A 26643-nucleotide genomic window follows, 5' to 3' on the forward strand; every position below is an offset into this window, starting at 1 on the left:
CGTACTCGGGCTCGCGGAATGCGCTCGGGCTCGTGGGATTCGCGCGGATCGACGTACCGGAGGGCGAATGGCGTGCCCGAGGTGGTCGTGGGCGCGCTCCGGCTCGTGGAGTGCGCTCGGGCTCGCTGGAAACGCGCAGATCGACGTGCCGGAGGGCGAATGGCGTGCCCGAGGTGGTGGCGGGTGCGCTCCGGCTCGCGGAAGGCGCTCGGGCTCGCTGGAAACGGGCGGATCGACGAGCCGGAGGGGGTTCCGCGAGCCGGAGGTGCGGTGTCGGACGCACCGTCGCGTCAGCCCTCCCGCTCGACGAGGGCCCGCAGCGCGTCGCGGACGAAGCGGGCGCCGGCCACTCCGCCGTAGTGCGCGGCGAAGCGCTCGTCGGCGACGTACAGCTCGCCGAGGCCGAGCAGGTACTCGTCGCTCGGGGCGCCGGACGCGTCGCGGGGCGTGCCCGGCACGTCGGCGAGCCACGCGCGCTGCCGCTCGGCGAGCGCGAGCGCCTCCTCGCCGGCCGGGTACGCGCCGCTCGCCGCCGCGGCGGTCCAGGCGCCGGCGAGGTCCGCCTGCCGCCGGAGCCACTGCTCCCGCTCCTCCGCGGTCATCGAGCGCCACCAGCGGTCGCCGTCGGCGTAGGCCGGCGCGCCCCAGCGGCGCTCCACCTCCTCGCGGTGCTCCGCGTGGTCGAACCCGTCGAACATCTCCTCAGCCATCGGCCCGTTCCCTTCTCTCATCGCCGCGACGGTCCCGGCGACCGCGCGGATGCGGCGGTCGAGCCGCCGCCGCTCCTCCCGCAGCACATCGAGGTGCCGCTCGAGGGCGACCGCCGGCTCGGTGTCGCTACGCAGGATCCGCCCGATCTCGGACAGCCCGACACCGAGGTCGCGCAGCAGCAGGATCCGCTGCAGCGTCACCAGCGCGGCCGCGTCGTAGTAGCGGTACCCGTTCGCGCCCAGCCGGCTCGCCGGCAGCAGCCTCTCGGCGCCGTAGTGCCGCAGCGTCCGGCTGGTCGTGCCGGCCAGCCGCGCCACCTCGTGCGCGGACCACTCCTGCGCCGGCCCTTCGTGCTCCACCGCGTCCTCCGTTCCCGCCTCCCGGGCGGAACCCGAGGCGATAGAAGCGACGCTACGGGTTGACGCGGCGTCAGAGTCAAGCGCGCCCCGGGTCGACCGCAGCGCCGTCCGGCCAGGACCGTCAGGCGCGGGGGCGGACGTCGGCGGGCAGCGCCCGGTACTCCTGCCAGGCGGCGAGGAGCCCGGCGCGGTCGCCGTCCGGGCCCGAGGCGCTCACTCCGCGGGCGCGGGCGAAGGCGGCGAGCTCGTCGCGGAGCCGGTACCAGCGGCGGAGCTCGTCCTCGGTCAGCCGCTCGTCGAGCGGAGGCCCTGCCTCCGCGGACGGCTCACCGCTCGGCGGGAGGGAGTCGTGCTCGATGCTCACACCGGGACCTTAGGCCGGGCGCCGTCCCGGTGGGGGATCGTCCTGCGGGCGCCACCCCCGCGGCCGCTCTACGGTGGAGGCGTGACCGTCCGCCGTCCCCTCAGCCCGCTGTTCTGGGCCCTCGCGCAGATCGGGTCGCGGGTCCGCGTCGGAGCGCCCCGCGGTCTCCCGGAGCCGAGCACCCGACTGCCCGCCCCGACCGGCCTGCGGATCCCGACCCGGCACGGCGTCGTCCGCGCGGTGGTGCAGCGTCCCGCCGTCGACGACCCGGACGCTCCGGTCGTGCTGCAGCTGCACGGCGGCGGCTTCGTCAACCGCTACCCCGAGCAGGACCTGCACATCGCGCGGGCGATGGCCGATCGGCTCGGTGCCGTCGTGGTGCTGCCGGACTACGACACCGGGCCGCGCGTGCAGTATCCGGTCGCCGAGGAGGAGGTCTGCGACATCGCCCGCTGGCTCCAGGCGGAGACCGGCGCCGGATGGTCCGGGGACCGGCTCCTGCTCGGCGGCGTCAGCGCCGGGGCGAAGCTCGCGATCAACATCTGCCAGCAGCTGCACGCGGCGTCGCTGCCGGCTCCGCTGGCCGTCGCGCTCGTCGTCCCGGTGACGGACGTGATCCGGACGGACCGGACGTCGGGCGTCCGTCGTCCGGCGATCAGCCCGTTCGTCCAGCGTTTCGTCGGCTGGGCGTACTTCCCGGACGTCCCGCGCCAGCAGGAGCCTCTCGCGTCGCCGTCCCGCGACCTCGCGCTGCCTGCGGCGATGCCGCCGACGCTCGTGCTGACCGGAGGAGACGACACCCTCGCCCCCGAGGGCGCCGAGCTCGCCGCGCGGCTCCGGAGCGGGGGCGTGCGCACGGAGCACCACGTCTTCGTCGGCTCGGACCACGATCTCCTCGCCGGGCGCGATCGGGCCGTGGTCATCGAGGCGCTCGACCGGATCACCGGCTTCTTCGCATCGGAGCTGAGGCGTCCTCGTCCTGACGGCCTCACCTCCGGGTGAGGTCGCTGCGGTCTCCCTCGCCCCGGTGACCCCCGGCTCGATCGCGGGCGAGCCGGCTCGTCGCGCCTCCGCTCCGCCCTCGTGCGGGTCCGAGCCCGTGGAACGCGAGGGTCGGTTCGTACAGTGGAGGCATGAATGCGATGAAGGAGACGGGCACTGCACGGCGGACCGGACGCGGGTGGACGCGGGCGTCGCTCGTGCTGGGCGTTCTCGCCGTCGTGTCGTACGCGATCGGATACCTGGCGGTGGCTCACCTGTGGCGGGGCGATCCCCTGGTGATCGGGATCGCGACGACGGTGCAGTACGTCCTCCCGCTGGCCGGCGTCGTCGTCGGTCACGTGGCGCGACGACGCGAGGGCCCTCGCCGCGAGTCGACGGTGGGGCTCGTGCTGTCCTACCTCCTGCTGGCCGTCGCGGTGGTGCCGGTCGTCATCGGGTCGTTCGGGCTGCTGGCGCGCTGAGGCGACCCTGAGCACTTCGGGCGACGTCGGGTCGGCGGCGTCCCACCTGCCCGGGCGCCCGGAGCCGACGCGCGGCCCTGGGGGCGCCTTCGGCGCCGGCGCAGGGCGGGAAGAGGCAGACGTCCAGGCGGTGGTGGGTCTCGATACGCCCCTGCGGGGCTACTCGACCAGCATGTCTGCGGGCGTCTCTTCCAAGGAGACCCATCTCCCCCTGGGCGTCGGTCTCCTCCCCACCCTCCGCCGGCATCCGAGCCGCCCCCTCCGCTCGAGACGCCGGGGACCGGCGGCGTGCCGACGGGACGGATCGTGCCCGACGGGGTGACCGCTCGCGCTCATCCATCCGGGCTCGCCGTTGCCGGTTGAGCCCGGGTAAATTATGGTCGTGGTCAAGCCGATGCGGTACAGGGAGCTGGTGGCGCTGTTGCGGGCTGCGGGCTTCACTTCCCGAGAGGGGAAGGGTGACCACGAGGTGTGGTCGTGCAACGGCAGGCATCATGTGGTCCTCACGCAGACTCGGGACGTCTCTCCGGGACTCGTGCGCAAGGCGTTGAACGCGATCGAGGCGGCGAAGGAGGACGAGCGATGAGCATCACGGTCACGGCCCATCACTGGGAGCACGGCTGGGAGCTGTGGATCGACGGCGAGGCCGTGACCCAGGTCAGCGCGCTCGACAAGGCCGTGCAGCAGGTGCGCGACTATCTCGACACCGTCGATCCGAGCGTCGACCACAGCGGATGGGACGTGACCGTCGTTCCGGAGATCGGTCCGCTCGGCGCCGAGATCATCGAAGCGCGACGCGCGACCGAGCAGGCGGCTCAGGCGTCCGTCGCCGCTGCGGTTCGCTCGCGTGCCGCAGCGCGACGACTGCGTGAAGCCGGTTACTCCGTGACGGATTCCGCGGCGATCCTCGGCGTGTCCCGAGGCCGGGTGTCGCAGCTCACGGGCAGCTGACTCCGGAGAAGCAGGGGCGCTGATCGGCACGAGCCGCCGGGCGGCGAGGTCGACCGCTGAGGAGTGTTCCGCTGATGATCGCTCGGTGCGACACCGCCGGCCGCAGAGGGTTTCCTCGCCGGCCGCTCCGACGAGGTGGCGAGGGAGTCGATGGCCCGGCGGGTCACGGACTGCTCGGCTGTGCTGTTCCGTCGTCTGCGACGAAGATGCAGAACGGGTGACCGGCCGGATCGGCGAGGACGTACAGCGCCTCCTCCGGATCTGCGCTCTGATCGTCGATGACCGTGGCGCCCAGGGCGACCGCTCGCGCACGTTGCCGCTCGAGCTCCTCCGCATCCGTGACGGTGAAGTCGAGGTGCAGCTGCTGGCGCACCGGCCCGTCCGGCCAGGTCACCCGGGGCAGCTCGTCCACCCGCTGCACCGTGATGCCGACCCCTTCGGAGGTGCGGATCGCGACCCACTCGGCGTCGTCGTCGGAGCCGTCTGCGGCCGGCTCGTCCCCGGGTCGGTACTCGCCGTCCAGCAGGGCGAGGTAGGACGCGGCGAGCTCTCGCGCGTTCTCGGCGTCGAGCACGATCTGTCGCAGATGCAGGGCCATGTCGGCAGGGTAGGCCGGATGCGCCCGCCGGCAGCGCTGAACCGAGCCGTGACCGCCCCCGTCACGCGGAGTCGACGAACTGCTCGGCGCGCCTCGTCCGGCACCTCGCGGGTACGATCGAGCACCGTGCCTCGCCGTTCTCCTGCCGCCCTCAGCGCGAGCATCCGCGCGGCGGGGGAGCGGCTGTTCCGGGAGCGCGGCTACTCGCGGGTCACCGTCCGCGAGATCGCGGCGGAGGCGCAGGTGGATCCCGCCGTCGTCGTCCGCCGGTTCGGGTCGAAGGAGGCGCTGTTCCTCGACGTGATGCAGGTGAGCATCCAGGACCGCCCGGAGCTGGACGTGCCGCTGCGGGACTTCGGGCGCAGCTTCGTCGCCTCCCTTCTCGCGGACGAGCGCGACACGCAGGCCGTCTTCCTCGCGCTGGTGCGCGGGGGGAGCGAGCCCGCGATCGGCGCCCGGCTGCACGCCGTGCACGAGGAGGCGTTCGTGGCTCCGCTGCGGGCCCGCATGACGGGGCCGGACGCGGACCTGCGCGCACGCCTGGCCGCGGCGCTCGTCGGGGGACTGCTGCACTCGATGTGGGTGGTCGGCGACGAGGTCCTCCTCGCCACCGACCACGAGCAGATCGTCGAGCGCTACGGCGACGCGCTGCAGGGCCTGCTCACTCCCGCGGACCGGCCCGGCCCGCCGGCGTCCGCCTGACTACTGCACGGACCAGCCGCCGTCGCTGGGCAGGATCGCCCCGTTGATGTTCACGCCGTCGTCGCTGAGCAGGAAGGTGATCGACGCCGCCAGCTGCTCCGCGGAGGCGACGGAGGGGATCGCGCTCTGGAACGGGGCGAGCCGGGCGCTGCCGGCCTCGGAGACGTTCGGCGGGAACGGGATGCCGGTGGCGACGCCGCCGGGCGCGACGGCGTTCACGCGGATCCCGCTGCCCGCGTACATGAACGCGGCGCTCCTGGTGAGCCCGACGACGCCGTGCTTGGAGACCGTGTAGGCGTTGCCGGACGCGTTGCCGCGCAGCCCCGCCTCGGAGGCGACGTTGACGATCGATCCGGCCGAGGCCGCGAGCATCGCGGGGAGCACGGCGCGGGAGAGCTTGAAGCCGCCGGTGAGGTTGATGGCGATCACCCGGTCCCACACCGCGTCCGAGGTCTCGTGGGCGGGGGAGAAGTCGTCGTTGATCCCGGCGATGTTGGCGAGGCCGTCGATCCGCTCGCCGGCCGCCGCGACGATCGCGTCGATGTCGTCCTGCTTCGTGATGTCGCCGGCGACGGGCACGATCTCGGCGTCGGGCAGCGAGGCCGCGAACTCCTGGAGCCGCTCGGCCGAGATGTCCACGGCGACGACCCGGCCGCCTTCGCGGGCGATGCGGGAGGCGGTGGCGCGGCCGATGCCGGACGCCGCGCCGGTGACGATCACGGTCCTCCCCGCGAAGCGTCCGGGGGTGACGCTCTCGCGCCAGCCGGTGCTCTCCGCGGCCTCGGGCATGACGCCGCCGTTCGCCCGCAGCACCAGATCGTCGACGACGCTCTGCGGGAGCTGCCCCTGGCTCAGCGCGACCAGCTGCTGCAGCGGCAGCGAGCGCACCGGCGCCAGCTTGGCCTCGTCGAAGCCGCCGGCGGCGCCGCCGAGCACGTCGCGGATGAGCGCGGAGCCCTCGGGATGGTTCAGCCATTCCCCGATCGAGCTCTGGGCGGTGAGTGGGGCGGTCGTGGACATGCGTCCTCCTTCAGGGTGGTCGAGCAGTGAAGTCAACTTAGTTGACTTCACGCGTCCCGGCCACTGCTCGCGCCGACCGCTGCTTCTGAGGGCACCGTGACGACCCGGCGGCGGTGGGGCGAATCGCACAGGACACCGCTGAAGGTGCTGATCGGAGGCTGTTCTTAGTAGGTTTCGACGGCTCTCCCGCCGGCCGCCGTCCCCTCGTCGGACCGCGCCGGGCCCCGCCGTGGGCCCGCATCTGGTTCCATGGACGTGCGCGTGCGTCCGATCGGCCGCACTGCTCCTCCCGTGAAAGGTCGTCGGATCCGTGGTCTCCCAGGTCGTGCTCGTGGACGATCTCACCGGTGCGCCCATCGCCGCCGGGCGCGGCGGGACGGTGTCCTTCTCCGTCGGGGACGACGCGTACGAGATCGACCTGTCCGCGGCGAACATCGGGCACCTGCACCGCGCGCTCGCGCCGTTCGTGGACGCGGCCCGGCCGCTGTCCGAGGCGCCGGCCCGCTCCCGGGTGACGCCGATCGCCGCGAGCGCCGGGCGGAAGAGCCCCGAGATGCTCGCCGCGATCCGGCACTGGGCGCGACGGCACGGCTACGAGGTCCCCCGCTCCGGTCGGGTGCCCGCGGACGTGCAGGCCGCGTACGACGCGGCGCACTGAAGCGGACGACCCCGGGTCGGCTGCGCGGCGCGCGGGGCTGCAGACCCGGGCTGTTGGCGACGGTGGGTCTCGATACGCCCCTGCGGGGCTACTCGACCAGCATGGGGGGCGGGCGCCTGCGCTTCATGCTGATCGAGTAGCCCGCTCCGCGGGCGTATCGAGATCCGCTCTCCGGGGAGAGGGCGGCCCCCGATCGGGGCTCAGGACGTCGCAAGTCGACGGGTCAGGAGGCCTTCTCGGCGGGGAAGCGCAGGGCGGGGACCGGCTCCGGCGCGGTGCGCGGCCGCGCCTTCGACGCCGTCAGGGAGAGGTAGGCGTCCTGCAGCTGCTCCCGCTGGCGGCCGGGGACGTGCGAGCAGAGGGCGTCGCGGGCCAGGGCGACGTTCCTCCGGCGCAGGTCGGCGTCCCCGAGGAGGCGGGCGATCCGGTCGGCGAGCTCGTGCTCCTCCGCGAGCAGCTCCTCGGGGAGCGACTCGGCGTACGGCCGGCGGAGGACGACGACCGGCACGCCGAGCGCCACGGCTTCGAGCAGGGACACCGGGAAGCCCTCCCAGCGGGCCGTGTGCAGATAGACGCTCGCGCCCGCGAGAACGGAGAGACCGCTCTCCTTGGAGAGCCAGCCGGTCACCTCGACACCCGATTCCTCGAGATCATTAGTGAGGTCGTCCGAGTTTCCGCGACCGACCCAGTGGAATCGCGCCAGAACTCCTTGTCCGGCGATAGTCCTCGCGGTCTTCGCGAAGATGTCCGGGCCCTTCTGCGGGGCTATTCGGCCCACTCCGACGATGCGTGCGGAATCATGCCCGATATCTTCTGATCCCGGTGGGGAATCACTGATGTTGTCGCGAATGAACTGGGCCGGGACGCCGTTGGCGCAGTTCACCACCCAGGTGGCGGGGGCGCCGCCGAGCGCTCGCGCGCGGCGCAGCTCGTTCTCGGAGCAGGTCACGAAGAGGCTGGTGTTGCGCGCCAGGACCCACTCGATCAGGTGGAACGCACGGAGCGCCGACGGCCCGCGATCCGCCCGCTCGAAGGGGAAGCAGTGCGGCGAATGCACCTGGGCCGTGCCGTGCCGCGAGACGGCCAGGCGCGCATACAAACCCGCGAATGCGGAGTGCGAGTGCACGATCGAGGCGCGGGTGCGGCGAATGGCGCTCCTCACGGCGAGCACGCGGGCGAGGTGGCCGGCTGGCAGCTCGAGGACCCCGTCGAAGAGCGCGTGCGCCGAGACCGGCAGCGGAACCTCCGGACTGGCGGCGTAGAGCAGGACGTGGCGGATCCCCGCATCGGCCGCGGCGAAGCTCGAGATCGCGTCGGCGAGACCGCCGCCGAAGCGCTCGCAGACATGGAGCACCGTCACCCGCTCGAGAGGTTCTCTCCGGTCGGACTGCTCGTCGTCGGAATGGCGTGTCATGGTCACCCGTCTGCTCCGCGGATTCACCGATCGCTCCTCTTCGCTCTTCGAGAGGGCATACCGGGCGAATGCGATGGTAGGCGTGAAGAAGGCGTCGCACTACAGTGATGCCGAGTCGTCGTCGACAGCGAGAAACAGGACATTCCGTCGGTCGTATCGGCGCGCCGTGAATGCCTTCCCGACCCCATCGAGAACGCGAGGTGCACGGTGTCCAGACCCTTCACCGCGCCGCGTTCGCCGGGTGGCTCGAGCTACCGCGCGGACCTCGAGGGACTCCGCGCGCTCGCCGTCATGCTGATCCTCCTGACGCACTTCGCGGAGGTTCCGATCGGCGGCTTCGTCGCCCTCGACGCGTTCTTCGTGCTCTCCGGATTCCTGATCACGGGGCTCCTGGTGAAGGAGTACACCCGCTCGCGCCGGATCTCGCTGCCGACGTTCTACGTCCGCCGGTTCCGCCGGCTCGCCCCGGCCGCCGCGGTCGTCATCGCGGTGACGGTGCTGGCCGGCTTCCTGGTCTTCGGCCGGGCCCGGGCGGAGTCGATCCTCGTGGACGGGGTCTGGGCGGCGCTGGTCAGCGCGAACTGGAACTTCGTCCTGAACGGCACCGACTACTTCGCCACCTGGGCGCCGCAGTCGCCGCTGCTGCACTACTGGTCGCTGGCGGTCGAGGAGCAGTTCTACCTCGTCTGGCCGCTGCTGGTCCTGGTCGGCTTCGGGATCGCGCGCGCGGTCGCCCGGCGACGGCGCGGGCCGGCGGATCAGCGGGTCTGGCCGCCGTCGTCGCGCGCGGTCGTCGCGCTGGTCGCCGTCGTCGCGGCGGCCTCCTTCGCCTGGGCGGTCGTGGAGTCCGAGCTGTCGCCCGGGGTCGCCTACCTCTCGACGCTGACCCGCGCGTGGGAGCTGGCCCTCGGGGCGCTCCTGTTCCTCGGGGCGGCGCACTGGCGCCGGATCCCGGACCGGCTGCGCCCGGTGCTCGGCTGGCTGGGCGTCGCGGTGCTCGTCACCGGGTCGTTCGTGCTCACTCCGCAGACCCCGTACCCGGGCGTCGCGGCGCTGCTCCCGACCCTGGCGACCGCGGCGATCATCGTCGCCGGAGAGGGCGGACCCTCCCACGTCGTCCTCTTGAGCAACCCGGTCTCGCGGTTCCTCGGGCGGATCTCCTACTCGCTCTACCTCTGGCACTGGCCGGTCTTCGTCTTCCTCGCCGCGCTCGTCGGCCACGACTCGCCCTGGTACCTCGCCGGAGCGATCCCGCTCGCCCTCGTCCTCGCCACCGCGAGCCACTACGGCGTCGAGGAGCCCGTGCGCCGCAGCCGATGGCTCGAGCCGCGGGCCCGCCGCACCGACCGGCGCGGGAGTGAGGGCTGGCCCCGCTGGGTCGCGCTCGGCCTCGCCGCCGCGGCGCTCGTGACGACCGCCGTCGTGCTCGTGCTCCCGCGCGACAGCGTCGCCGTCGCCGGGGTCTCCGCGTCGACGGCCGTCGAGCCGGGCGCCGCGCCGGCCGTGCCCGAGGGGCTCGACGGGCTCGATCAGGTCACCGCCGCGCTCGGTGCCGCCTCGTCGGCGGTCTCCTGGCCGGAGCCGGTCGCGGAGGCGATCGACGCGGGGGACGCGGCCTTCGGCGGCGCCCTCGCCCGGACCTGCATCACGGTGGACGCGGCGAACGAGGACGACTGCGTGATCGGCGACGCGTCGCTCCCGAGGACCGCCGTCGTCGTCGGCGACTCCGTCGCCCTCGCCTGGGTTCCCGCGCTCGCGGGCTCGCTCAACGAGCAGGGGTACCGGGTGCGGCTGCTGACGGGAGCGCTCTGCCCGTTCGCCGACCTGCCGGTCACCGGGACCGTCACCGCCGACCCGGCCCCCGGCTTCCCCGCGACCTGCGACGACCACCGCCGCTGGACGCTGGAGCGCATCGCGGCGCTCCGGCCCGCCGCCGTGATCGTCTCGGACGCCGAGGTCGAGATGCTCCAGCTGATCCCGGAGGACCGCTCGACCGCGCAGGCGCGCTGGACCGAGGGCCTCGAGCGGAGCCTCGCCGAGGTCGGCGACGCCCGGACCGTCGTGCTGATGACGCCGCCCCGGGGCCAGGCGGTGGCGACCTGCTACACCCGTGTCGCCTCGCCGTCCGACTGCGCGGCGCCGGTCAGCGAGACCTGGTTCTCGCAGCTCGACGCCGTCACCGAGGCCGTGGCGGCGTCCCCCTCCGCGCGGCTGGTGGAGACCCGCGACCTGTTCTGCGCCAGCGCCGACCTGTGCCCGGCGTTCGCCGGCGGCACCCTCGTCCGGGCGGACGAGCAGCACATCACCGACGACTACGCCACCGCCATCGCACCGATCGTCTCCGAGCGCGTCCGCGCCGCTCTCGAGGGCTGACGCGGTGCTCCGGGACACGACGAGAGAAGCCCCATGAACCTCCGAGAACTCGTGCAGATCTGGCAGCGCTACTGGGCGCTCGTGGTGAGCGTGCTCGCCGTCGGCCTGCTGACCGGCTGCGGGGCGCTGCTGCTCACGGCGCCGCAGTACACCGCGACCGCGCGGCTGTTCGTCTCGAACCAGGCCTCGGGCTCCGCGACCGATCTGCTGCAGGGGTCCACCTACACGCAGAGCCGCGTGGAGTCCTACGCCGCGGTGGCGACGCTGCCGATCGTGCTCGACGCGGTCATCGAGGACCTCGGGCTGCAGACCACCTCCGCGGAGCTGGCGACGCGGGTGTCCTCCACGGTCGAGCTCGACAGCCTGATCATCAACCTCTCAGCGGAGTCCGGGTCGGCCGAGGAGGCCGCCGACCTCGTGAACGCGGTCGCGTCCTCGCTCTCCTCGACGATCACCGAGACGCTCGAGCGGCCGCTCGCCGGACGCGACCCCGTCGTCACGGTCACGCCGCTGGAGGAGGCCGCACCGCCCGCGGCGCCGTCGTGGCCGTCGATCCCGCTCGTCCTCCTCGCGGGCGGGCTCGCCGGGATCCTGCTCGGCGTCGGGCTGGCTCTCCTCCTGAACGCACTCGACCAGCGGGTGCGGCAGGCGGCCCAGGCGGAGGCGCTGCTCGGCGTGCCGCTGCTCGGGACGATCCCGCGGACCCGCAATCTCGGCACCGTCCCGCTGATCGAGGAGGCGGCGCTGCGCTCCTCCTTCGGCGAGGCGATCCGGGCGCTGCGCACCAACCTCACCTTCGTCGACATCGGCGGGTCGCCGCGGCGGATCATCCTGGTCACCTCCTCGATCCCCGGGGAGGGGAAGTCGACGATCTCGCTCAGCCTCGCCGCGAGCCTCGCCGCGGCCGGGAAGTCCGTGATCCTCGTCGACGCGGACCTGCGGGTGTCGCGGCTGTCGGAGCGGCTGGGGCTCGAGACCGGCGTCGGCCTCACCGACGCGCTGCTGGGCCGGGCCGCCGCGAAGGACCTCCTCCAGCCGGTCGGCGAGAGCGGCTCGCTCCGCGTGCTCGCGTCCGGCCGCACCCCGCCGAACCCGGCGGAGCTGCTCGCCTCGCCGACCTTCGACCGCATCCTGCAAGAGCTGCACGCCGAGGCCGACTACGTGGTCCTCGACGCCCCGCCCGTGCTCCCCGTCGCCGACTCGCTCGTGCTCGCGCGGGCGGCCGACGCGGTGCTCTTCGTCGTCGGCTCGGCGCTCGTCAAGCGGCCGCAGCTCACCAACGCGAAGGACGCCCTGCAGCGCGTGCACGCCCCGCTCGTGGGCGTCGTGGTGAATCTGCTCGCCGCGACCGACGACCGCGGCCGCGCCTACGGCTACGAGAGCCGCGCCTACGTCGAGGCGATCGCGCAGGTCCGCCCGGAGGAGCCCGCGGCCAGTGCGGACGACTCGAAGCGGGAGCTGATGCCCTCGTGACCGGGATCGCCGGCCGTGCCTGGCGGCAGCTCGGGATCGCCGCCTTCAACATCGTCGCCACGCACGTCCCCTCCCACCTCGTACGCCTGGGCGTGCTGCGGCTGTGGGGCGCGAGGATCGGCGCGGGCACCTCGATCGGCCGCGGCACGTCGATCCTCGACATCGACCGCCTGGTGATCGGCGAGAACTGCTCGATCGGCTTCCGCTGCTTCTTCGACGCGCGGGGCGGGATCACGATCGGCGACGACGTCGCGATCGCGAGCGACACCCACATCATCACCGCGTACCACCTGCCGCAGTCCGACACCTTCGAGGCCGTCGAGGAGCCGGTGACCATCGGCGACCACGCCTGGCTGGCCTCGCGCACGACCGTGGTCGCGGGGGTCTCGATCGGCCGCGGCGCCGTCGTCGGTGCGTGCTCGCTGGTGCGCACGGACGTGGAGGCGATGACGATCGTCGCGGGCGTGCCCGCCGTCGTCCGCGGGCAGCGCACCTCCTCGCTCGCCTACTCGACCCGCTTCCGACGGCTGTTCTACTGATGCACGAGAGGGCGGCGATGATCCGCGAGCACGAGGGCGCCGAGGGCTGGTCGGACGTCACCCTCGTCTACGTCGCCCCGCGCACCGGCTCCAGCGGAGTGAGCGACTACGCCGACGACCTCATCGCCCGGGCCCGCGAGGTGGCCGGCGCGGTCGTCGAGGTGCGGCACGGCGGGGCCGGGGCGGACGGCGTGGCCGAGGTCCGACGGGCCCGCCGCGAGGTCCTGCGGGCGATCGAGGCGGCCACCGGCCCGGTTATCGTGCACACCGAGCACAGCGGCGGCGTGATCGTGCCGTTCTGGCTGCTCGCGAGCCGTCGGGTGCGCGCGCGGGCGAGCGTCGTCACCGCCACGCTGCACGACGCTCCGCTCGCGGTCTGGACGCCGTTCCGCACCGCGCTCGTCGGCCGCAGCCACTTCGCGACCCACGCGATCCACTTCCCGCTGATGCGGCTGCACCGCCTGCTCGAGCGGCGCGTGCTGCGCGGCGTCTCGCTCTTCGCCCTCACCGCGTCGGGGGCGGCGGCGATCGAGGAGGAGCTGCGCGTCCGCGACGTCGACGTCGCCTTCCTGCCCGCCCCGGTCAAGCCGGCCGTCGCCCCAGCGGCGGAGCGCCCGCTCGCGATCGGGCTCTTCGGCTACGTCTACCGAGGGAAGGGCTTCGACCAGCTCGCCGCGCTCCGCGCCGCGGTCGATCCGGCCATCGAGATCGTGGTGGCGGGGCGCGGCACCGAGGCGCTGGAGCCGGTGCCGGGCGTGCGGGTGCTGGGCGGCGTGGAGGGCGAGGACGAGGACCGCTTCTTCGCCGGCGTCCGCGCGATCGTGCTGCCCTACGGCCGGCGCGGCGCCTACGGTCCCACGATCCACGTCGCGTCGAGCGTCGTCGCGCGCGCCCTCGCCTACCGGACGCCGATCATCGCCCTCGGCCACCCGGGTCTCAGCGACGAGGCCGAGGTAGTCGAGGGCGGCGTGCGCGAGCTGGCCGAGCGGGTCAACGCCGTGGTGCCCGACGACGCGGCGATCGGCGCGCTCGCGGAGCGCTCGGCCGGCCTCGCGGAGCGGCTCACCAGCGCGGCGGCCTTCGCGGTGTTCGCCCGTCGCTGGTCCGCGCTGCTCGAGGGCGCGCGCTCGTGACCGGGACGGCCGCCGCGGGGCAGGGGCGCCGGCGGATCCTCGCCCTCGCCGGCGCGAGCGGCTGGATGGTGCTGGGCCGCGGCTCCGGGCTGGCCTGGATGCTGTTCCTGGTGGCGACCGTCGGCCTCGGCGACTACGGCCTCTACGCGATGGCGTTCGCCGCCGCGGCGGTGCTCGCCGCTCCGTCCGAGAACATCTTCCTGGTGCGCAGCGTGCGCGTGGACGCGGCGACCTACGCGGCGGAGCGCAGCGCCCGCACGCTGCTCGGCCTCGCCCTGTTCGCGCTGGGCGCGATGGTCTACGCCTGGTCGTTCGTCGCCGGGCTCGCCCTGCTGATCGCCGGCGGCGAGATGCTGTTCAACGCGGTCAAGAGCCGGGCGCTGCGCGACGGCGAGCCGATGCTGCCGACCCGCTGGGACGCCGCCCGGCAGGTCGGCTCGATCCTGGCGGCGGTCGGGCTCTGGCTGCTCGCGGGGCGGGGTCTTCCGCTCGAGCTGCTGATGCTCGCCTACGTCCTGCCCTACCTCGTCGTCGCGGTCGTCGCCGTCCGCGGGATCCGCGGGGTCCGGCCGCGCTGGCCGCGGGGCGCGCGCGGGCAGCTGCTGCTCGTCGTCGACGCGGTCATCACGGCGCTCTACCTGCAGGGCGACATCCTCCTCCTCGGCCTCCTGCTCGGCGACGAGGTCGTCGGCGCCTACGCGATCGCCTCGCAGCTGGTGCTCGCGGCGTCGATCGTCGGGCAGCTGCTCGGGCAGCAGTACACGGCGTCGCTGCGGGACGCGGGCGGGCAACGGCACGGCGGTCCGCCGCTCGGGCTCGTTCTCGGGCTGGGCGCGGTGATGGCGCTCGGGACCGCGGGAGTGGGCGGCGTCCTGCTCCTGGACCAGCGGACCGCGCAGGTCGGCGTGCTGCTGCTCGTGCTGGCCCCGTTCGCCGGTCTGCGCTCCGTCTCGAACGCGTGGGTCACCGCGCTGTACGTGCTGGGCGCCGACCGGCGCCGCATCCTCGGCGCGGGGGCGGCCCTGCTGCTGCGCGCCGCGTGCCTGGCGATCGCGGTGCTCGCGGGCGTCGCCGGCGGGACGGCCGCGGCGCTCGCGGCCGTCGTCGGCGAGGTGCTCCTGGTCGGCGCCTTCGCCGTCGTCGTGCACGACGCCTACCGGCGGGCGGGCGGGCCGCCGGACGTCGACGGCGCCCGCGTCGACCCGCCGGCGGTCGCGCCGGCCGCGGCTCCCGTCCCGGGCAGGACAGGGGAGGGATCCGCATGAGCGGCGTCACCGAGTTCCTCGTCGCCAAGGACCCCGAGCTCGAGCGCACCGGGGACATGATGATGTTCTCGCTCGTCTACTCGCTCGCGCAGCAGCTCGGGCCCGTCCGCTACATCGCACTCTCGCGCGAGTCGGGCGTGCGGAACGGGAACACGCTCGTCAAGAAGTCGCCGCCATCGCCGGTGCGCCTCGTCGCCGGGGCGCTCGCGCGCGGGCGGAGCCTGGTGCACGAGCGCTTCGACCTGCCCGAGCTGCGCGCCGCCATCACCGCGAGCGACGCCGACCGGGTCGTCGCCGACCACACCTACCTCGCCGAGCCGTACTTCCGCTCCGGCGTGCAGAAGAAGCTGTACATCAACACCGTCGTGTCGGAGTCGCTGGTCTGGGGCGCGGCGCGCGGGAACCTCGGGCGCCTGCAGAGCGGCATGATCCTCCGCGACGAGCTGCGGGCGGTGCGCGAGGCGGTCGCGGTCGCCACCTACGACGCCGGCGAGGCGGACGACTTCGCGCGCCGGGGAGTGCGGCGGACGCGCTGGCTGGACGTCACCCTCCCGCCGGTGTCCCGCCACCGGCGCGACCTCGCCGCGCCGCGGGTCGCCTTCGTCGGCGACCGCCGCTGGCCGCCGAACGAGGAGGGCGTGCGCCTGCTGCTGCAGTGGTGGCCTGCCATCCGCGCGGGCATCCCCGGCGCCGAGCTGCTCGTCATCGGGCACGGCGAGCGGCCGCTGCCCGTGACGGAGGGGGTCCGCGAGCTCGGCTTCGTCGACGACCTCGACGCGACGCTCGCCTCCTGCCGCGGGATCCTCGCCTCGATCGCCACAGGCGGAGGCGTGCGGGTGAAGATCCTCGACGCCGTCGCGCGCGGGATGCCGGTCGTCGGCACGCCCGCCGCCGTGGGGAGCCTGGACTCCCTCTTCGATCTCCCGGTGGAGAAGACCAGGGAGGGCTTCATCGAGCAGGCGCGCCGGCTCCTCCTCGACTCCGCGCTCGCACGCCGCCTCGGCGACGACGTCTACGAGCAGAACATCGAGCACTGGCGGCAGGAGCGCCCGCTCCGGGCGGTCCAGGACTGGCTGGCGCCGTGAGCCGGCGACCGCTGCCGGTGCTCGCGGCCGTCGCCTACGCGCTCGTCGCGCTGGCGGCGCTGCTGCTCGCCGTCGTCCGCGGCGGCGTCGCGACGACCGCGGTGGCGATCCTGCTCTGCAGCGCGCCGCTGCTGCTCCACCTCGCCGTCCGCGTCCCCGCGCTCTCGGCCGTCGCCCTCGGCGGGGTGCTCGGCGCGGCGCCGTTCGCCACCGTCCCCGGCACCGGGACCTACGCCGTGCTGGCGCTCGCCGTCTGGTTCGCCGTGACCGTGCTCTGCCTGCGGCCCCGCTCCAGCCCGCAGAGCACCGCGGTGCTCGGCGTGCTGACGGCCTTCCTGATCGTCTCGGCCTTCTCGATGGTGGTGACCTTCGACGGGATCGGCGCCCTGCTCATCTACCTCCGCTGGGCGCTCGCGGCCGGCATCACGATCCTCGCGCTCGTCGCCGACGAGCGGATGCGGCGGACGGTGCTGCAGGCCTTCGTCGCGGGCGCGGCGATCGGCGCGGCGACCGCGCTGGTCATGGTGGTGCTCGATCCGGGCGGGCAGCTGCTCAACTCGCTCGCCCTCTTCGGCTACGGCGACACCTCGGCGGTCGGCAACCTGCGGACCGTGACGGTGGACGGCTCCTCGCTCACCCGGGTCAGCGGGCTCTACGTCGACCCGAACGTCGCGGGGCTGTTCTTCCTCTTCGCCTTCGGGATCGCCGGCGCGCAGCTGCGCGGCCGGCCGCGGATCCTGGTGCTCGCGCTGCTCGGCGCGGCGATCGTCGGGACGTTCTCCCGCGGCGCGATGGGCGCGCTGGTGCTCGGCCTCGCCGTGACGCTCGTGGTCTCGCACCGCTCGGCGGGCGCCCGCGCCGCGTCGGTCGCGGGCGGGATCCTCGCGCTCGGGAGCCTCTACTGGGTGCCGGCGCTCCGCGACCGCTTCGTCGACTCCTTCGACTCGCGCACCGCGGGCGTCTCGGACCGCGTCGACGCGCTGGCGAACTACCCGGGGCAGATGGCCGGGCACTGGTGGTTCGGCCGGGGCTGGGACCTGCGGGAGTTCACCGACGCGGCCTACGGCTACTCGCTCAACCACGTCGCCAACACGCCGCTGCTGATCGTCTGGCGCGCGGGGATCCTCTCGGGGCTGCTCTTCGTGGCGCTGCTGCTCGTGGTGCTGGTCGTCGCGGTCCGGCGGTCGCGGCGGGCGGGCTCGGGGTCCGGCTCGGACCTCGCCCTCGCGGTCTACGCCGGGACGGTCTTCTTCGCCTTCCAGGTCGACTTCCCGGTCGTCACGATGACCCCGCTCACGCTCGCCTTCGGCCTGCTGCTGACCCAGCTCTGCAGCGTGGCTCCGCCCGCGCCGCCACCCGCCGATCCGGTGGCCGGAGTGCGGACCGCCGCCGCCCTCGCGACTCCGCAGCCGTCCCCCCGACAGGAGCGTCAGCCATGACCGCCACCACCCAGCGGACCCCCGTCCGCCGCCCCCTGCGCGTCATCGGCCTCGACGGCTTCCGCGGCGGCCTGGCGATCTGCATCATCGTCGCGCACGTCGGCTCGCACTGGGCGCCCGGCGCCCTCCGCGGGACGGGGCTCGAGGTCACTGCGCAGGCGGTCGTCTCCTTCTTCGTGCTGAGCGGCTTCCTGATCTACTGGCCGTTCGCCCGGGCGGTCGTCGCCGGGACGAGCATGCGCGGGAAGCTCGGCGACTACGCGCTCTCGCGGGTGCTGCGCGTCTTCCCGGGAGCGACCGTCGGCTTCGTCGTGGCCTGGCTCAGCGGCACCCTCTACCTCACCAACGCCTACGACGCCGTCCGCGACGGTGCGGGCGACAGCGCGATCGGCCGCTTCGAGGATCCGTGGCGGGTGCTCCTGCACCTCAGCCTCCAGCAGTCCTACCTCCCCTCCCAGATCCAGACCGGCATCGCGCCCGCCTGGACGCTGACCATCGAGCTCGCCTACTACCTGCTGCTGCCGCCGCTGGTGGCGGTCTGCGTCCTGGTCCTCGGCCGGGTCGCTCCGCGGCTCGGGCGCTACGCGGTCGCGGCGGCACCGGGAGCGGTCCTCGTCGCGGTGGGCCTGGTCTCGAAGACCGCCGGCACGCTCTGGCAGCAGGCGTCGGGCCTCGAGTACGGCTCCTCGGAGTGGGGACCGAACGCCCTCGCGGTCTTCAGCCGCAGCCTGCCCGTCTGGGCCGACGGCTTCGGCTGGGGGATGGTCGCGATCGTCGTCTGGATCGCCGTCGAGCGCGAGGCGGTCGGGCCGCGCGGGCTGCGCACGGCCCGGCGCTCGGGCTGGATCGCGATCGCGGTCGGGCTCGTCGCGGTGGTGGCCGCCTACCTGCTCGTGCCGCGGTTCATCAGCGCGGGCGTGGCGATCGCGTCGCTCGGGGTGATCCTGCTGCTCGCGCTGCCGGTCAAGGACGGCCACTCGGTCTGGCGCGTCTCGCACCTCGTCGACAACCCGGTGCTGCTCTGGCTGGGCAAGACCTCGCTCAGCATCTACCTGCTGCACATGCCGGTGATCCTCTTCCTGGACCGCGCCGGCGTCGACTTCCCGGACACCCCGATCGGGCTGGTGACCGGTGCCGCCGTCGTGCTCGCTACGACCGTCGCGCTGGCGTCGGTGGTGTTCCTGGGGGTGGAGCGACCGGCGCTGCGACTGCGGAAGCTGGGACGCCGTCGCCCGGCGTGAGCGCTGCCCGGAGCGCCGGTGCGGCCCGCTCGAGCGCGTCCCGGATCGCCGTGGCCGCCTGCTCGTAGGAGTCGTGGGACCGGCGGTAGGGGTCGGCGATGTCCTCGGCGGCGGCCGCCTGGGCGAGCGGCCGCCGGGCCTGCACGCTGGCGAGCAGCTGCCGGAGCCGGGTGCCGGGGTCGGCCGAGTCGCCGGGGCGGGCGCCGTCGGCCAGGCGGGCGAGCTCGGCGAGGGTGAAGGCGCGGGAGAGGAGGGCCGGGGCGAGGCGCACGACCGCGGTGCGCTGCTCCCGGGTCATGGTGAGCACCAGATCGGAGCGCTCGAGCAGCTCGGGGGTGAGCTGCCGGCCGCGGTGCTCGTCGAGGGCGTGTGCGTCGACGCCCCAGTCCGCGATCGCCGCGCGCATCGGCTCGGGCATCGGCCGATCGATCGCGGCGCCGAGCCCCGCGCTCGCGATCCGCACCGGCACGCCGTCGAGCAGGGACTCGAGGAGGAGCTCGGCCGCGGGCGACCGGCAGATGTTGCCCTCGCAGACCAGCAGGATCCGCGGGGAGCGCCGGCGGCGGAGCGACGGCTCGGCGGCGGTCTCCGCGGCGCTCATCGGGCGGCTCCTCGAACGGCGCCGGGGTGTGCCGCTGCGACAGGGCGGCGCCCGAATCCGCCAATCTCGGCGGGCGCCGTGCCGGCCGGCCGAGGGGGTTCGGGGAGCCGTTCGCGCCTGCCGGCGTCGATTCCCGGTCTCTCGGCCACGGATCCTCCTCGCATCGGGCCCTCGACGGGTCCGCCCGCGTCGACCCGGATCGATGCTACCGAGGCGGCGCCCCTCGGGAGCGCCCTGCGCGGCCGGATCCGCGCGGGGGCGGGATCCGCGGGGAGCGGGAATGATCGGGGGACACGGCCGGGGGAGAGCTCTCGGCGCACCGGTGGAGGAGCAGCGCCATGGCATCGAGCAGACCGTCCGACGCACCACGATTCTCCCGCCGCGGACTGATCTCCGCCGCGGGGCTGTCCACGCTCGCGCTCTCGGCGGGAGCGCTGCCGAGCGCCGCGGCCGCCGCGCCCCGCGCGATCGCGCCCCGCTCGGGGGCGGGCTTCTCGGTCAACTCCGGGATCCTCTGGGAGACGGCGGAGTCGCGCACCCGCAGCCTCGACTGGATGGTCGCGGTGGGCGCGAACTCCCTCCGCTTCGACCTCTCCTGGTTCTTCGCCGAGCAGAAGAGCGGCACCTTCGACTGGTCGCTGTTCGATCCGATCGTCGACGGCGCCCGCGCCCGGGGGCTGTCGGTGCTGGCCGTGCTCGGCAGCGCCCCGTACTGGGCCGCGGCGCAGAAGAAGGAGGGGCAGCCGCACAACCGGCCCGCCTCGCTCACCACCTGGCGCCGCTTCGTCAAGGCCGCAGCGACCCGCTACAAGGGGCGGATCTTCGCCTACGAGATCTGGAACGAGCCCAACGGCAAGGAGTACTTCTGGCCCGGGCCGGATCCGGTGTTCTTCACCTCGCTCGTGAAGGCGGCGGTCGAGGAGATCCGCGCGGCCGCCCCCGGGACCCTGACCGTCTGCGGCGGTCTCGGGCCGGGATCGACCGCCGCGGGCGACATGCTCGCGCCGGAGTTCGTCCGCCGGATGATCGCCGCGGGCATCGTCGCGACGAAGGTGGACCACTACGCCTTCCACCCCTACGACATGGACGGCACCCTCGCCGAGAGCGCCCGCTGGGACCTCACTCCGGTGCGCCAGGTGATCGGCTTCGCAGCGTCGCTGCGGGCGGCCGGAGCGGGGTCGTCGCAGATCTGGGCGACGGAGTACGGCTACCCGAGCGTCCTGGGCACGGATCCGCAGGCGCGGTTCCTCTCGTCGGGCGTGACGCAGTGGGCCGAGATGTCCTTCGCCGGGCCGATGTACCTCCACGAGCTGAAGGACCAGGGGGCCTCCGACACCTTCGGCGTCTTCGACACGGCGAACGCGCCGAAGCAGGCGGCCTTCGCGGTGCAGTGGATGCTCCAGAACGGCGTCCCCGCGCGCGACGAGGTCGTCCGCTTCGACGCGCACGCCGACTCCGCCCTCGGCGCGGCGGTGAGCCCCGTCTTCACCGTGGGGCCGACCGCTCTCGGGCGCGACCACGTGTCCGGCACCCGCTTCGAGACGCCGACCGGCTGGTGGAGCTCGCCGGTCGCCGCCGGGGTGCTCTGGCGGCAGGTCGCGCTGCCGCCGTCGGGGCCGTTCGCCGACGGGATGCAGAACGGCCCGACCGGCGTGCGCGTCTTCTCGAACGCGCCGACGGGGACCTGGCTCGTGCTCGGCGACATCCTGACCGCGTGGCGGCCGGCCTACGGCTTCCCGCTGGCGGGCCAGTACGTGAACGCCGCGGGCACGACGGTGCAGGACTTCGAGCACGGCACGATCTCGTGGAAGGCCGGGCTGGTCTCGGGGTCCCTCGACGCGTGAGGGCGGGTCGCGCGGGTGGGCGGGCGCGGGGGCTCGGCGTCGCGCTGCTCGCCGTCGGGGTGCTCCTGGGCGGCGCGGGCTGCGTGGCGGCGCCGGAGCCCGCGCCGTCGTCCGCCGACCCGTCGCGGCCAGGGGCGGTCCTCGACGTCGGGCCGTGGGCGGGGGAGGCGCCGGCCGGCTCGGTCGTGCAGAGCGTCACCTTCCGCACGCTCGACGTGCAGGACCGCGCGGTCTCCTCGCACGCGCTGGTGATCAGCCCGACCGTCGCCGCCGCGGGGCGGATCCTCGTCTGGGAGCACGGGACGACCGGCGCGCAGGCCGCCTGCTCGCCGAGCGCGATCCCCGGCTGGCTCACCGGCGGGGCCGTGCCCGGGCTCGACGAGCTCCTGCGCGGAGGGTGGACCGTCGTCGCGCCGGACCTCGCGGATCCGCGCACGGACCGGCCGATGCCCTATCTGGTCGGCGAGGGGGAGGCGCGCGCGTCGCTCGACGCCGTGCGCGCGACGCGGGAGCTGTCTGGCGGCGCACTCGACGCCGGCTTCGCGGTCTGGGGCCACTCGCAGGGCGGGCACGCGGCGCTCTGGACGGCGAGCACCGCCGCGTCGTACGCGCCCGAGCTGACCGTGCGAGCGGTGGCCGCCTTCGCGCCCGCCGTCGATCCCGGCGAGCTGATCGCGCCGACGGCGCCGCCGGTCGCGGCCGCGCTGCTCGGCGGCTGGATCGCCGCGGGCTACGACGCCTGGTACGGCGACGACTCCGCGACGGAGGGCTTCGATCCGGCGCTCGCCCCCGTCCTCGAGGCCGTCGCGGCCGGCTGCCTGGGCGACCCGCCGACCGCCGAGCTCACGGCCGGGCTGGAGCCGGTCGTCGCGGGGGCCGTCCCGGTCGGCGTCCGCGACTCGGCCTCGCTGCTCCGGCGCCGCCTCGCGGGCAACACGGCCACGACCGCGCCCGGCACCCCGACCTTCGTCGCCTGGGGCGAGGCCGACGACGTCGTCGCCCCCGCCTCGCTGGAGCGCTGGGCCGCCGCCGCCGACGGCACCGCCCTGGAGGCGCGCCCCTATCCCGGCCTCGACCACGGCACCGTCGTCGGACCGGACTCCGCCGCCGTCGCGGACGCCCTGGCCTGGACCACCGCTCGCCTGCCCGAGCGCTGAGCCGCTTCCGGCATCCGTGCTGGCGACGGTGGGTCTCGATACGCCCCTGCGGGGCTACTCGACCAGCATGGGGGCGGGCGCCGGAGCCCGGTCGCGAGCGGCACGCTGACCAGCCGGGAGCAGGCGCTGCCCTTCCGCTGAGCCGGCCACCTCGGCGGCGGTGGTCGCCCTTCGACCCGCCCCGGGTGTACGGTCGTCGCATCTGAGGTAAAACGCAGGCCGCGCCGGTCTGCACGCGCACGCGGCATCGAGAGATCCGCCACTTCTTCCCTGTGAAGGAGTGCGCCCATGGTGCTCGACACCCCACGATCCGCCCCGCGAGACGCGGCTCCCCGCCGCCTGCGCGACGCCTGGATCGCCCTCGCCGGTCTCTCGGCCGTCTTCCTGTTCGAGATGCTCGACAACTCGGTCCTGAACGTCGCCCTGCCGACGCTCGGTCGCGAGCTGCACGCGTCGACCGCGGGCCTGCAGTGGGTGACGGGTGCCTACTCGGTCGCGTTCGGCGGCCTCATGCTCCTCTTCGGCGCGATCGCCGACCGCTTCGGACGCCGCAGGGTGATGCTCGCCGGCCTGGTGCTGCTCGCCGTCGCGAGCCTGGCGACCGCGGCCGTGACGACGACGGAGCAGCTCATCGCCGTCCGGGCCGTGATGGGGGTCGCGGCGGCGATGACGACGCCCGGATCGATGGCGCTCGCCTTCCGCCTGTTCGGGACCGACGAGCTCCGGGTCCGGGCGCTGACCGTCGTCTCGACCGCCGGGCTCGTCGGACTCGCGGTCGGCCCCACCGCCGGAGGTCTCGTGCTGGCGGTCGCGCCGTGGCAGGTGCTCCTGCTCGCGAACGTGCCGATCGCGGTGCTCGCGCTGATCGGCATCCGCCTGGGCGTGCCGGCCGACGCCCAGGCCGACCTGCACCGCGGCCCGATCGACGTCGTCGGCGCGCTGCTCGGCACGGTGACGATCGCGGCCGCCCTCGTCGCGCCGACGCTGTTCGTCGGCACCGGATCCGTGGGTGCCGACGGCGCCGGGACCGGGATCGGACCGTGGGCGCCGTGGGCGGCCGTGGCGACGGCGGTCCTCACGGGGACCGGCTTCGTGCTCCGCCAGCGCAGCGCCCGGCATCCGCTGCTGGACCTGCGCCTCGTGGCCCTGCCGCTCGTCTCCAGCGGACTGGCGTTCAAGGCCGCGACCGGTCTCGCCGTCGGCGGGCTCTCCTACCTGGTCACGCTGCAGCTGCAGCTCGCCTGGGGCTGGAGTCCGGCCGCCGCGGCGCTCGGCCTGCTCCCGCAGGTCGTCGTCCTCCTCGCCGGCGGTCGCTTCGTCGGCCCCTTCGTCGCGCGCGTCGGCCTCGAGCGCGCCGCCGCGGTGAGCGCGGGCGCCGTGGTCGCCGGGCTCGCCGTCTTCGGGCTGCTCGGCCGCTTCGGCTACGGCGGGGTGCTGATCGCCCTCGTGCTCGTCGCGGCGGGGATGCGCGTGGTCGGCGTCGTCGCCGGGACGAACGTGCTCCGCGGGCTCCCGGCCGAGCGCACCTCCGTCGGCGCGGCCCTCGTGGACACGGCGAGCGAGCTCGCGACCGCGGTCGGCATCGCCGCCGGCGGCACGATCCTCAGCGCGCTCGTCGCCGGCAGCATCACGAGCGCCCGGGCGACGGCGGCCGGGGCCGAGCAGCTCTCCGGCGCGGTCGGCGTCGCCGGGCTCGTCCTGGCCGGCCTCGCCGCCGCGCTCGTCGCCCTCGGCGTCCTCCGGGCGCGCACCGCCCCCTCGGAGCAGTGACGTCGATGCCGAGCACGACGCCGGCCGGCACTCCCCGCGGAGCGCCGGCCGGCGTCGGTGCCGTGCCCGACCGGTCGGGTCAGCGCTGGACGAGCGGGATCGCGATGTCGGTGACGTCCGCGCCGATCGTGCCGAGGCGGGTGGCCGTGCCGTTGAGCACGCCCACCTCGTAGAGCGAGCCGTTCACCGCGGCCAGGCCGATCGAGCCGATCGAGCCGCCGTTGCGCAGGACGGAGTAGATGTCGAAGCCGGTGACACCCGCGGCGTCGACGCCGAGCTTCCCGGTCGGCGCCAGCGTGCCGGCGTTGGCGGGGGACTGGATCGCGATCTGGTCGAGCGCCGTGTCGAGGACGAAGAGGGTCGTCGCCGTGTTCGGGTCGAGATCGTTGTTCGTGTACGCGGCTCCGTTGACGCCGGTGGCGACGGCGGGCGCGGCGTAGCTGAGCGCGCCGTCGACCACGGTCGCGGCACCCGGAGTCGCGAACGGCTGGCGGAGGTTCTGGCCGGTGTCACTGATCACGCGGAGGGCGTTGGCGGCGGGGTTGAAGTCGACGCCGAAGGTGGTGCCGCTGAGCGCCACGGTGAGCCGGGTGACCGGAGTGGCCACGCCGGTGGTCGCGTCGATGGAGTAGACGCCGGCGCTCGCCGCGGTGTTCCCGACGCCGTAGAGCTCGCCGTCCTGGACGCGGTAGTCGATGCCGACGAGCGCGGTGTCGCCGCCGGTCAGACCGGTGACGGCGACGCTGCGGGAGACCGTGCCGGGCTTCAGGGGGTTGAACTGCACGAGCGCCGTGCCCTCGTCGGCGAGACCGACGACGCGCAGCTTGGCGGCCACCGAGCGGGCGGCGCTGACCAGAGCGCTGCTGGCATCGCTGGTCGCGGCGGCGGGAGCGACAGTGCTCGCGCCGGCCAGCACGGGGGCGACGGCCATCACGCTCGCGACGGCGACAGCGGTGATGCCGACTTTCAAGGTCCTGCTCATCATGAACTCCTCGAGACTTCCGGTCGCCGCAGATCGGCGACTCGAAGAGGGGTACTGCCCGGCCCCCGCGAGCGTTCATCCGCGCCGCGAGATTCTTCGCTGATCGTCGAGTCGGAGGCCGGTTCGCGTCCCGGAGGGTGAGCTCGGGCTCGTGGAATCGGCTCGGGCGCGCTGGATCCGCGCGGAACGGCGTGCCGGAGGTCGTTTCGCGTGCCGGAGGTGGTGGCGGGCGCGCTCAGGCTCGCGGAACGGGCCTGGAGTCGCCGGCATCGCTCGGGTGAAGGCATGCGGGTCTCGATACGCCCCGGCGGGGCTACTCGACCAGCATGTCTGTGAGCGTCTCTTGCACGTCGATCGCCTTGTTCGTGCGGGTTAAGGCATGCTGATCGAGTAGCCCGCGGAGCGGGCGTATCGAGATCCACCAGCGTCGGAAGAGGAGTCTGCAGGCCCGCCCTGCTGATCGCGGCGGGTCTCGATACGCCCCTGCGGGGCTACTCGACCACCATGAGGCAGCGGCGGGCTGCGATTGTCAGTCGGACGGCGCGTCGGCCTTGTACACCTTTCGGAAGGCGTCCTTGCGGGCGATCTTGCCGCCGCGGAACTCGTAGATGTCGCAGCCGCGGGTGACCTGGGGCTCGCCGTCGGGGCCGGTCCCGGTGAAGGACCAGGTGGCCGCGCCGCGCGCGCCGGCGATGAGGGGCTCCCCCTCCTCGTGCCGCTCCTGGCCGGTGTCGAAGGCGAGCATCAGCGCGAAGCCCTCGCGGACCTGCTCCTTCCCGGACCAGGTCCGGCCGGGCTCGGGACCGACGGACGCGCCGTAGACGCAGTCGTCGGTGACGTGGCTCATCAGCTCCTCGAGGTCGTGGCGGGACCAGGCGTCGCTGAACGCCGCCAGCACCTCGGGCGTCATCTCGCTCGTGGGGTGATCGGTCGACAGGGAATCGCTCATCGGTGAACTCCGGTCCTTCGAGTCGTGGACCGTCGTCGGTCGCTCTGCGACAGTGGCAGGCTCCGGGTCGTGGAGGCAACGTCCTCTAGCGGTCATGTCCGGAATCGGACGACCGGGGGCGACGCGGGGCGGTCGTGATCCGGCGGGCCGGTGACGCCGCGGCCGTCGCAGACCGCGGCGCGATCACTGCAGGACGAGTCCGACCAGCGGGGGCAGGACCAGCGTCGCCAGGCCCACGAGGACGCCGTGCGCCCCGACGCCCAGGGCGATCGCGGCGAGGATCCGCGGGCGTCCCGGGCGGACCACGCCGGCGACGCCGAGCCCGGTGGTGGCGGCGGCGAGCAGCAGCTGAACGAGGGCGATGCCCGCGAACAGCGCGCCGATGCTCGTCGCGTCGATGCCGTTGCCGTAGGCGAGCACCGGTAGCGCGGTGGTGACCCCGGCGAGCAGGATCTGCGTCAGCGTCTGGAGGACCGCGAGCAGGAAGCCGATCAGCCCGACCGTGTTGCGAGGACGACCCGGCGCGTCAGTGCGTGTCATCGTCGAAGCGTA

At 74.3% G+C, this 26643-nt stretch carries 26 protein-coding genes; 17 read left to right on the forward strand and 9 right to left on the reverse strand.

What is annotated here, in order from left to right:
• Positions 1 to 290: 290 nt before the first annotated feature.
• A complete protein-coding gene (locus tag MT355_RS10830) occupies positions 291 to 1070 on the reverse strand; it encodes a MerR family transcriptional regulator (RefSeq protein WP_243599521.1) in 780 nt (259 codons plus the stop codon).
• A gap of 121 nt (positions 1071 to 1191) precedes the next feature.
• On the reverse strand, positions 1192 to 1434 hold the full coding sequence (locus MT355_RS10835; protein ID WP_243599522.1) for an SAP domain-containing protein: 243 nt from the start codon (positions 1432 to 1434) through the stop codon (positions 1192 to 1194).
• A gap of 81 nt (positions 1435 to 1515) precedes the next feature.
• On the opposite strand from MT355_RS10835, the gene MT355_RS10840 reads away from it, so the two are divergent.
• The 4 genes from MT355_RS10840 to MT355_RS10855 all read left to right on the forward strand — a co-directional run bounded on the left by MT355_RS10840 (position 1516) and on the right by MT355_RS10855 (position 3848).
• Entirely contained in the window at positions 1516 to 2436 is a 921-nt protein-coding gene (locus tag MT355_RS10840) for an alpha/beta hydrolase (RefSeq protein WP_243599523.1), read from the forward strand.
• Positions 2437 to 2567: 131 nt separating this feature from the next.
• Positions 2568 to 2897, forward strand: coding sequence for a hypothetical protein (locus MT355_RS10845; RefSeq protein ID WP_243599524.1), 330 nt, complete (start codon positions 2568 to 2570; stop codon positions 2895 to 2897).
• Positions 2898 to 3279: 382 nt separating this feature from the next.
• Complete coding sequence (locus MT355_RS10850) at positions 3280 to 3483, forward strand: type II toxin-antitoxin system HicA family toxin (protein WP_243599525.1); 204 nt, start codon at positions 3280 to 3282, stop codon at positions 3481 to 3483.
• Entirely contained in the window at positions 3480 to 3848 is a 369-nt protein-coding gene (locus tag MT355_RS10855; protein ID WP_243599526.1) for an antitoxin HicB, read from the forward strand. The genes MT355_RS10850 and MT355_RS10855 overlap by 4 nt, the downstream gene beginning before the upstream one ends.
• Positions 3849 to 4011: 163 nt before the next feature.
• Here the strand turns inward: MT355_RS10855 and MT355_RS10860 are convergent, their stop codons facing one another.
• Positions 4012 to 4446, reverse strand: coding sequence for a VOC family protein (locus MT355_RS10860; RefSeq protein WP_243599527.1), 435 nt, complete (start codon positions 4444 to 4446; stop codon positions 4012 to 4014).
• 126 nt (positions 4447 to 4572) lie between these two features.
• On the opposite strand from MT355_RS10860, the gene MT355_RS10865 reads away from it, so the two are divergent.
• Positions 4573 to 5148, forward strand: a complete 576-nt coding sequence (locus MT355_RS10865; protein WP_243599528.1) for a TetR/AcrR family transcriptional regulator — start codon at positions 4573 to 4575, stop codon at positions 5146 to 5148.
• On the opposite strand, the gene MT355_RS10870 is transcribed toward MT355_RS10865, so the two are convergent.
• Entirely contained in the window at positions 5149 to 6168 is a 1020-nt protein-coding gene (locus MT355_RS10870) for an SDR family NAD(P)-dependent oxidoreductase (protein ID WP_243599529.1), read from the reverse strand.
• 310 nt (positions 6169 to 6478) lie between these two features.
• Here MT355_RS10870 and MT355_RS10875 point away from each other — a divergent pair, with 310 nt between their 5' ends.
• A complete protein-coding gene (locus MT355_RS10875) occupies positions 6479 to 6826 on the forward strand; it encodes an Lsr2 family protein (protein ID WP_308197356.1) in 348 nt (115 codons plus the stop codon).
• Between the two features lie 223 nt (positions 6827 to 7049).
• On the opposite strand, the gene MT355_RS10880 is transcribed toward MT355_RS10875, so the two are convergent.
• Positions 7050 to 8240, reverse strand: coding sequence for a glycosyltransferase (locus tag MT355_RS10880; protein WP_243599530.1), 1191 nt, complete (start codon positions 8238 to 8240; stop codon positions 7050 to 7052).
• Positions 8241 to 8447: 207 nt separating this feature from the next.
• On the opposite strand from MT355_RS10880, the gene MT355_RS10885 reads away from it, so the two are divergent.
• The 8 genes from MT355_RS10885 to MT355_RS10920 are packed head-to-tail and all read left to right on the forward strand — an operon-like array spanning position 8448 to position 18788.
• Complete coding sequence (locus MT355_RS10885; RefSeq protein WP_243599531.1) at positions 8448 to 10613, forward strand: acyltransferase family protein; 2166 nt, start codon at positions 8448 to 8450, stop codon at positions 10611 to 10613.
• A gap of 33 nt (positions 10614 to 10646) precedes the next feature.
• Complete coding sequence (locus tag MT355_RS10890; RefSeq protein WP_243599532.1) at positions 10647 to 12086, forward strand: polysaccharide biosynthesis tyrosine autokinase; 1440 nt, start codon at positions 10647 to 10649, stop codon at positions 12084 to 12086.
• Positions 12083 to 12625, forward strand: a complete 543-nt coding sequence (locus MT355_RS10895) for a DapH/DapD/GlmU-related protein (RefSeq protein ID WP_243599533.1) — start codon at positions 12083 to 12085, stop codon at positions 12623 to 12625. Before MT355_RS10890 ends, MT355_RS10895 begins: the two co-directional genes overlap by 4 nt.
• A gap of 17 nt (positions 12626 to 12642) precedes the next feature.
• Complete coding sequence (locus MT355_RS10900) at positions 12643 to 13758, forward strand: hypothetical protein (RefSeq protein WP_243599534.1); 1116 nt, start codon at positions 12643 to 12645, stop codon at positions 13756 to 13758.
• A complete protein-coding gene (locus MT355_RS10905; protein ID WP_243599535.1) occupies positions 13755 to 15023 on the forward strand; it encodes a hypothetical protein in 1269 nt (422 codons plus the stop codon). The genes MT355_RS10900 and MT355_RS10905 overlap by 4 nt, the downstream gene beginning before the upstream one ends.
• Positions 15020 to 16108: a glycosyltransferase family 4 protein gene (locus MT355_RS10910; RefSeq protein ID WP_243599536.1), complete on the forward strand. Its 1089-nt coding sequence runs from the start codon at positions 15020 to 15022 to the stop codon at positions 16106 to 16108. The genes MT355_RS10905 and MT355_RS10910 overlap by 4 nt, the downstream gene beginning before the upstream one ends.
• A complete protein-coding gene (locus MT355_RS10915) occupies positions 16105 to 17547 on the forward strand; it encodes a hypothetical protein (protein WP_243599537.1) in 1443 nt (480 codons plus the stop codon). Before MT355_RS10910 ends, MT355_RS10915 begins: the two co-directional genes overlap by 4 nt.
• Entirely contained in the window at positions 17544 to 18788 is a 1245-nt protein-coding gene (locus tag MT355_RS10920) for an acyltransferase (protein ID WP_243599538.1), read from the forward strand. Before MT355_RS10915 ends, MT355_RS10920 begins: the two co-directional genes overlap by 4 nt.
• Here the strand turns inward: MT355_RS10920 and MT355_RS10925 are convergent.
• Positions 18697 to 19389, reverse strand: coding sequence for a hypothetical protein (locus MT355_RS10925; protein WP_243599539.1), 693 nt, complete (start codon positions 19387 to 19389; stop codon positions 18697 to 18699). The two genes, MT355_RS10920 and MT355_RS10925, sit on opposite strands and share 92 nt — an antisense overlap.
• 338 nt (positions 19390 to 19727) lie before the next feature.
• Here MT355_RS10925 and MT355_RS10930 point away from each other — a divergent pair, with 338 nt between their 5' ends.
• The 3 genes from MT355_RS10930 (at position 19728) to MT355_RS10940 (ending at position 24160) form a co-directional block, all read left to right on the forward strand.
• The gene (locus MT355_RS10930; RefSeq protein ID WP_243599540.1) at positions 19728 to 21233 is read left to right on the forward strand and encodes a cellulase family glycosylhydrolase; all 1506 of its coding nucleotides are present in this window, start codon (positions 19728 to 19730) and stop codon (positions 21231 to 21233) included.
• Positions 21230 to 22390, forward strand: coding sequence for a lipase family protein (locus MT355_RS10935; protein ID WP_243599541.1), 1161 nt, complete (start codon positions 21230 to 21232; stop codon positions 22388 to 22390). The genes MT355_RS10930 and MT355_RS10935 overlap by 4 nt, the downstream gene beginning before the upstream one ends.
• Before the next feature lie 288 nt (positions 22391 to 22678).
• Positions 22679 to 24160, forward strand: a complete 1482-nt coding sequence (locus MT355_RS10940; RefSeq protein WP_243599542.1) for an MFS transporter — start codon at positions 22679 to 22681, stop codon at positions 24158 to 24160.
• A gap of 79 nt (positions 24161 to 24239) precedes the next feature.
• Here the strand turns inward: MT355_RS10940 and MT355_RS10945 are convergent, their stop codons facing one another.
• The 3 genes from MT355_RS10945 to MT355_RS10955 form a co-directional block, all read right to left on the reverse strand.
• Positions 24240 to 25142: a DUF4394 domain-containing protein gene (locus MT355_RS10945; RefSeq protein ID WP_243599543.1), complete on the reverse strand. Its 903-nt coding sequence runs from the start codon at positions 25140 to 25142 to the stop codon at positions 24240 to 24242.
• Between the two features lie 529 nt (positions 25143 to 25671).
• Positions 25672 to 26091, reverse strand: coding sequence for a nuclear transport factor 2 family protein (locus MT355_RS10950; protein WP_243599544.1), 420 nt, complete (start codon positions 26089 to 26091; stop codon positions 25672 to 25674).
• A gap of 183 nt (positions 26092 to 26274) precedes the next feature.
• Complete coding sequence (locus MT355_RS10955; RefSeq protein WP_243599545.1) at positions 26275 to 26631, reverse strand: hypothetical protein; 357 nt, start codon at positions 26629 to 26631, stop codon at positions 26275 to 26277.
• Between the last annotated feature and the right edge of the window lie 12 nt (positions 26632 to 26643).

Origin of the sequence: Rathayibacter sp. VKM Ac-2929 (assembly GCF_022815495.1) — a bacterium.
Taxonomy (GTDB): domain Bacteria; phylum Actinomycetota; class Actinomycetes; order Actinomycetales; family Microbacteriaceae; genus Rathayibacter; species Rathayibacter festucae.

Bases quoted from the DNA above. Each gene is read 5' to 3' on its own strand.
- MT355_RS10860 (WP_243599527.1), bottom strand. From the start codon at position 4,446: ATGGCCCTGCATCTGCGACAGATCGTGCTCGACGCCGAGAACGCGCGA.
- MT355_RS10950 (WP_243599544.1), bottom strand. From the start codon at position 26,091: ATGAGCGATTCCCTGTCGACCGATCACCCCACGAGCGAGATGACGCCC.
- MT355_RS10920 (WP_243599538.1), top strand. From the start codon at position 17,544: ATGACCGCCACCACCCAGCGGACCCCCGTCCGCCGCCCCCTGCGCGTC.
- MT355_RS10870 (WP_243599529.1), bottom strand. From the start codon at position 6,168: ATGTCCACGACCGCCCCACTCACCGCCCAGAGCTCGATCGGGGAATGG.
- MT355_RS10890 (WP_243599532.1), top strand. From the start codon at position 10,647: ATGAACCTCCGAGAACTCGTGCAGATCTGGCAGCGCTACTGGGCGCTC.
- MT355_RS10925 (WP_243599539.1), bottom strand. From the start codon at position 19,389: ATGAGCGCCGCGGAGACCGCCGCCGAGCCGTCGCTCCGCCGCCGGCGC.
- MT355_RS10855 (WP_243599526.1), top strand. From the start codon at position 3,480: ATGAGCATCACGGTCACGGCCCATCACTGGGAGCACGGCTGGGAGCTG.
- MT355_RS10940 (WP_243599542.1), top strand. From the start codon at position 22,679: ATGGTGCTCGACACCCCACGATCCGCCCCGCGAGACGCGGCTCCCCGC.
- MT355_RS10910 (WP_243599536.1), top strand. From the start codon at position 15,020: ATGAGCGGCGTCACCGAGTTCCTCGTCGCCAAGGACCCCGAGCTCGAG.
- MT355_RS10955 (WP_243599545.1), bottom strand. From the start codon at position 26,631: ATGACACGCACTGACGCGCCGGGTCGTCCTCGCAACACGGTCGGGCTG.
- MT355_RS10845 (WP_243599524.1), top strand. From the start codon at position 2,568: ATGAATGCGATGAAGGAGACGGGCACTGCACGGCGGACCGGACGCGGG.
- MT355_RS10880 (WP_243599530.1), bottom strand. From the start codon at position 8,240: ATGACACGCCATTCCGACGACGAGCAGTCCGACCGGAGAGAACCTCTC.
- MT355_RS10900 (WP_243599534.1), top strand. From the start codon at position 12,643: ATGATCCGCGAGCACGAGGGCGCCGAGGGCTGGTCGGACGTCACCCTC.
- MT355_RS10945 (WP_243599543.1), bottom strand. From the start codon at position 25,142: ATGAGCAGGACCTTGAAAGTCGGCATCACCGCTGTCGCCGTCGCGAGC.
- MT355_RS10930 (WP_243599540.1), top strand. From the start codon at position 19,728: ATGGCATCGAGCAGACCGTCCGACGCACCACGATTCTCCCGCCGCGGA.